Origin of the sequence: Neisseria sp. HMSC074B07 (genome assembly GCF_001810355.1) — a bacterium.
Classification (GTDB): Bacteria; Pseudomonadota; Gammaproteobacteria; order Burkholderiales; family Neisseriaceae; genus Neisseria.
This window is the reverse complement of sequence record NZ_KV800919.1, coordinates 15,294-21,291: the sequence shown is the minus strand read 5'-3', so window position 1 is coordinate 21,291 and position 5,998 is coordinate 15,294. Positions and strand designations below refer to the sequence as shown.

Genomic DNA, 5,998 nt, shown 5'->3' with positions numbered 1-5,998 from the left:
GGATGTCCAACTTTTGGGGTGCAGTTCAAACTTGGTTTTTGGGTTTTCAGACGACCTTTTTTATTGGGGAGTTTTTTCAAGGTTGAGGACTAGGAATATGTCTTTTAGTATGGCTAAAACACCATATATTCCGTCTACTCCTTGGGGAAAAATGGCGGAATTTTTGAGAAACATTCTATCCATATGAAATTGCCAATATTCCTCATCATATCTTATATTTGCTATAAACCGCTTATCGCTAAGATTACTGTGTCTAATCAACATTACAGCCATAAGATCGGCGCAATTAAACCTTTTTCTATCCTCTGGCATACTAGGCCAAGACTGAATATTGAATAATTGAGCAATATCTTTGGCATCCATACGTTCTTTATAAATATCATTGATTAAACTCGGATAGAAGCAAAAGATAAATACACCCAAAATAATCAAGAGATTATACTCTATCCTTCTTTCTTTGTTTAGCTCTCCTCTTAAGGTAAGGTATATCTCCAAATGGTGGACGAATCGTTCCGTTTCTCTAAGCGAGATATTGTTTCGTTCCATCATATCGCTAATAAAATATATGTTGTATTCATTATAAATTGAGTCTTTAAATTGATTAAACATAGGGCTACTTCGTATCAATTTATGAAAATAGATAATCGTAACTAAATAATACTTTCTCACAAGATAATTTGTCCCCCCAATTACTTCCGGCAAAGCAAAGCTGTACTTCAAAAATTTATCTAAATATTTTTGCGCATCCACTTCCACCCCATACCGATGATTAATCGCCGCGCGCAGTTGTTTGGTGTTCGTCACCAGCACGACTTTGACGTTTTTGACATCAAAGACATGCTTGATAACCTCCAGCATATCGACGGCGTAATCAGGGCGGCAGCGGTCGAGTTCGTCGATAAACAGGATAATCGGTTTGTCCGTTGCCAATTCTTTCAGGCAGGCTTTGAGCGTTTCCAGATTTTTTTCCGCTTCGATTTGCTCTTTCAATAAGGCTTCGACGGTTGCATCGATGGTATGGCTGGCGATTGTGGCAGCGGCATCGGTTACGGTTTCGGCCAAACTGTTTGCATCTTGGTTGCCATTCATTATCTGTTGGAATTCTTCTACTAAATCGTCTGTATTTTGCTTTAGGACATGACCAACCGCTGCCTTAGCAACGGTTTTCATTACGAATCCTGCGGCTTTCGCGACTTTCTTCGTCATTTCTTTGCGCTGTTCAGACGGCCGCTCGCCAGTATCTTCAGGCGTACAGGCTTTAATGATTTCGGCAAACAATGCCAGCAGAGGCTCTCCGCTGTGGTCTGAACGAAAGGCGTCGATATAGACGGGCTGATAATCGGGATGTTGCTGCTGCATGAGCCGAATCAGTTTTTGGCAAAATTCGGTTTTACCCGTTCCCCAGCCGCCGTCGATGACCATAGGGGAAAGGTCGATGGGCGAGGTAAGCAGCCTGATGATGTTTTCGGCAATAGGCTTACGCTTGAATTCGTCTTGTGTATCGAAAGTGGGGTTTTCTAAAGTTTGGGTTTCCATGCTATCCCTTTGTTTAATCATAAATTCAAATAAGAATACCCGCATCGTCATTCCCGCGCAGGCGGGAATCCAGACCGCAATCATTCAGAAATGTTTAGAGATTACCGTAATTTTAAACTTCTGGATTCCCGCCTGCGCGGGAATGACGGCATAGGTATGTCTTGGTTTAATCATATGGATATGTTCTGATATTTAAAAGGTCGTCTGAAACCTGATTTTCGGTTTCAGACGACCTTTTACTATCTGCGGGTGAGCCTACTTCGCCCCCTTAAACCCGCGCTTCAAATGCACCATCAGCAACGCCACTGCCGCAGGGGTTACGCCGGAAATGCGGCTGGCTTGTCCGACGGTTTCGGGTTTGTGCTGGTTGAGTTTTTGCTGCACTTCTGCCGATAAGCCTTTGACTTTGCTGTAATCGATGTCGTCGGGCAGTTTTAAGGTTTCGATGTCGCGGCGGCTGTCGATTTCTTCGTTTTGGCGGTCGATATAGCCTTGGTATTTGACTTGGATTTCGACTTGTTCAATCACGTCTTCAGGCAGCCTGCACTCGGGTTCTGCGCCTTCGAGCGTCATCAGTGCGGCGTAGTCGAGGTTCGGGCGACGCAAGAGGTCGTGCAGGTTGGCTTCGCGGCTGAGTTTTTGTCCGAACACGCGGATTTGTTCGTCTTCGGCGAGTTTTTGCGGCGTGTACCACGTTGTTTTCAAACGTTGGATTTCGCGTTCGATGGCTTCGCGTTTTTCGTTGAACATGCGCCATTGCTCTTCACCCACCAAGCCGATTTTGTAACCGTCTTCGGTCAGACGCATGTCGGCGTTATCTTCCCTGAGTTGCAGGCGGTATTCGGCGCGGCTGGTGAACATGCGGTAGGGTTCGTTCACGCCTTTGGTGATGAGGTCGTCCACCAATACGCCTAGGTAGGCTTGTTCGCGGCGCAGCAGGAGCGGGTCTTGTTCGCGGACGTATTGCACGGCGTTTGCACCTGCGAGCAGGCCTTGCGCGGCGGCTTCTTCGTAACCGGTCGTACCGTTGATTTGTCCGGCGAAGAAGAGGCCTTGGATGGTTTTGGTTTCGAGGCTGGCTTTGAGGTTGCGCGGGTCGAAGTAGTCGTATTCGATGGCGTAGCCGGGGCGTAGGATGTGGGCATTTTCCAGACCTTTCATGCTGCGCACGAGCGCAATTTGGATGTCGAACGGCAGGCTGGTGGAGATGCCGTTGGGGTAGTATTCGTTGGTGGTCAGGCCTTCGGGTTCGAGGAAAATCTGGTGGCTGTCTTTGTCGGCGAAGCGGTTGATTTTGTCTTCGATAGACGGGCAGTAGCGCGGGCCGACGCCTTCGATTTTGCCGGTGAACATGGGGCTGCGGTCGAAGCCTGAGCGGATAATGTCGTGTGTTTTCAAATTGGTATGCGTAATCCAGCAGGACACTTGGCGCGGGTGCATTTCGGCGTTGCCGCGCACGGAAAAGACGGGCACGGGCGTGTCGCCGGGCTGTTCGGTGAGCTGGGAGAAATCAATCGTGCGCCCATCAATGCGCGGCGGCGTGCCGGTTTTCAGACGACCTTGCGGCAGGTTCAATTCGCGCAAACGTCCGCCGAGCGATTTGGCGGCGGGGTCGCCCGCGCGGCCGCCTTCGTAGTTTTCCAAACCGATGTGGATTTTGCCGGACAAAAACGTGCCTGCGGTCAGCACGATGGCGCGGGCTTTGAATTCCACGCCCATCGCGGTGATTACGCCTGAAATGCGGTCGCCGTCGAGCGTTACGTCGTCAACCGACTGCTGGAAGAGGTCGAGGTTTTCTTGGTTTTCCAGCATTTCGCGGATGGCGGCTTTATACAAAATGCGGTCCGCCTGCGCGCGCGTGGCACGAACCGCCGCGCCTTTGCTGGCGTTCAGACGGCGGAACTGGATGCCGGATTTGTCGGTGGCCAACGCCATCGCGCCGCCGAGCGCGTCGAGTTCGCGTACAAGATGGCCTTTGCCGATGCCGCCTATGGAGGGGTTGCACGACATTTGTCCGAGCGTTTCGATGTTGTGTGTGAGCAAAAGCGTCTGCGCGCCCATGCGTGCGGCGGCAAGCGCGGCTTCCGTGCCTGCGTGGCCGCCGCCGACGACGATGACGTCGTAGGTTTTGGGGTAAATCATGTGGGTCATGTGTGTCAACGTGCCTAATGGTTTCAGACGACCTCTTTTCTCTGACGGAGGTCGTCTGAAAATATAATGAATTCAAAAATAAACGTGGAATTGTACGCTTTTTCGGGGGGATTTGACAGGTGGAAAGGCGCTTGCGGGAACAGGGCAGGAAAAAGGTCGTCTGAAAACGGGTGTAGAACAGGTTTCTCTACAAACCCGAATCTCAAGGTTTTCAGACGACCTCGTTTTTATTCGCAACCTGCACCCTCTCCCGTCCGGCGGGAGAGGGTGGCTCTTAGGGCTGCACGAATTCGATTTGACCTAAACCCACAAAGCCCCCCCCCATCCTGGCCTTCCCCCACCAGACGGGGGAAGGGACAAGTTGCTGTTGCAGCCACCCGTAGCGTGGGCTTTGCCCACGAGATAAATAACGTACACGGTTTCCCGATTCAGGTTATCAGACTGTGGATTTCGTGGGCAAAGCCCACGCTACCTGAGTTATTTCAATCCCGTGTTGATTGAATAAATAAGGTCGCCTGAAAACGGGTGTAGAACGGGTTTCTCTAAAAAACCGAATCTCAAGGTTTTCAGACGACCTCGTTTCAACCTGTAACCTACCCCCTCTCCCGTCCGGCGGGAGAGGGCTGGGGGCGGCTCTTAGGGCTGCACGAATTTGCTTTTACCTTAAACCCACAAAACCACCCCCATCCTAACTTTCCCCAGACAGACGGGGGAAGGAACAGGTTGCTGTTGCCGCAACGAGTAGCGTGGGCTTTGCCCACGAGATAAATAACATACACGGTTTCCCGATTCAGGTTATCAGACTGTGGATTTCGTGGGCAAAGCCCACGCTACCTGAGTTATTTCAATCCCGTGTTGATTGAATAAATAAGGTCGCCTGAAAACGGGTGTAGAACGGGTTTCTCTAAAAAACCGAATCTCAAGGTTTTCAGACGACCTCGTTTCAACCTGTAACCTACCCCCTCTCCCGTCCGGCGGGAGAGGGCTGGGGGTGGCTCTATGGGCTGCACGAATTCGATTTGACCTAAATCCACAAAGCCACCCCATCCTAACTTTCCCCCGCCAGACGGGGGAAGGGACAAGTTGCTGTTGCAGCCACCCGTAGCGTGGGCTTTGCCCACGAAATGAAAGCAAATAAGATTATTGTCTGACATGGTTAGACAGCAGATTTCGTGGGCAAAGCCCACGCTACCTAAGTTGTCCCAACCCGCTTGGATTAAACAAAAAGGTCGTCTGAAAACCTCAAAATTCGGTTTTCAGACGACCTTTTGCTCAGTTCAATGTAGAAAATCCATCCTAACGCCGTCAGGCATTATTCGTAAACTTTCAACAACTCCACTTCAAACACCAACGTCGCGTTTGGCGGAATCACGCCGCCTGCGCCGCGTGCGCCGTAGCCCATTTCGGCGGGGATGGTCAGCTTGCGTTTGCCGCCTTCCTTCATGCCGCCGAAACCTTCGTCCCAGCCTTGAATGACCTGACCCACGCCCAGCGTAATCGTCAGCGGCTGACGGCGGTCAAGGCTGGAGTCGAATTTGGTGCCGTCTTCCAGCCAACCGGTGTAATGTACGGTTATTTCCTTGCCTTTCACGGCCTCTTTGCCGTGGCCTTCCTGCAAATCTTCAATAATCAAACCGCTCATGTTTTATCCTTTCATAGCGTTTTCAATCAGTTAACAATATCGACTCTTCGATATTCCGCGCTGAAGGGTATCATAGCTGCCGTTTCCGATAAAGCAAAAGGTCGTCTGAAAACGGATGGGTACGTTTTCAGACGACCTTTCAACTTCAACTGATGGGCAATCAATTTGAGCCGTTTTGCAACGAGCGGGCATAGGTGTCGTTGTAGCCGATGTCGGTGATTTCGCGCACGCCTGTGGCAGGTGCGGTGAATTTCACGCGGTCATCATCTTTACGCATATCGTGCGCATCGTGATATTCGACTTGGGTTAAGCCCGGAATGGGGCCGGAGTCGTTGGCATGGTTCCATTCAGGAATGCGGCTGTCGGCGAAAGATGCGGCGGCGGCAACGGCGATGAGGGAGGCGAAGAGTGCTTTTTTCATGATACTTTCCTTATGATGTTGAATATAAAAGATGAACTGCGTAGGCGTTCAAGCGATGGAAAGCATTTTATTGATTTCTTTTTGATTGATAAATATCTATTTTGTTGAAATAATATTTACCAATAAGAAACAATATGCCCTAGCCCGTTTTCAGACGACCTCCGGTCAAAACTTATCCACAATGGTGCAGCGGCGTAGCCCATTCTTGTTTCACGGTTTTATAGTGGATTAAATTTAAATCAGGACAA

Annotated in this window: 5 protein-coding genes; 1 reads left to right on the top strand and 4 read right to left on the bottom strand. The window is 50.1% G+C overall.

What is annotated here, in order from left to right; translation table 11 throughout:
• Positions 1-60: 60 nt before the first annotated feature.
• Both HMPREF2726_RS03565 and mnmG read right to left on the bottom strand, forming a co-directional pair.
• Positions 61-1,536, bottom strand: a complete 1,476-nt coding sequence (locus HMPREF2726_RS03565) for a KAP family P-loop NTPase fold protein (protein WP_070602209.1) — start codon at positions 1,534-1,536, stop codon at positions 61-63.
• A 255-nt stretch (positions 1,537-1,791) separates the two neighbouring features.
• Positions 1,792-3,687 (bottom strand): tRNA uridine-5-carboxymethylaminomethyl(34) synthesis enzyme MnmG, encoded by a 1,896-nt coding sequence (gene mnmG / locus HMPREF2726_RS03560; protein ID WP_070602207.1) that lies wholly within the window; start codon positions 3,685-3,687, stop codon positions 1,792-1,794.
• 112 nt (positions 3,688-3,799) lie between these two features.
• Here mnmG and HMPREF2726_RS12835 point away from each other — a divergent pair, with 112 nt between their 5' ends.
• Entirely contained in the window at positions 3,800-3,991 is a 192-nt protein-coding gene (locus HMPREF2726_RS12835; RefSeq protein ID WP_003762343.1) for a hypothetical protein, read from the top strand.
• A gap of 1,008 nt (positions 3,992-4,999) precedes the next feature.
• Here HMPREF2726_RS12835 and HMPREF2726_RS03555 read toward each other — a convergent pair.
• Positions 5,000-5,329, bottom strand: a complete 330-nt coding sequence (locus HMPREF2726_RS03555; RefSeq protein ID WP_003743612.1) for an FKBP-type peptidyl-prolyl cis-trans isomerase — start codon at positions 5,327-5,329, stop codon at positions 5,000-5,002.
• Between the two features lie 160 nt (positions 5,330-5,489).
• Positions 5,490-5,750, bottom strand: a complete 261-nt coding sequence (locus HMPREF2726_RS03550; protein ID WP_003762337.1) for a hypothetical protein — start codon at positions 5,748-5,750, stop codon at positions 5,490-5,492.
• Between the last annotated feature and the right edge of the window lie 248 nt (positions 5,751-5,998).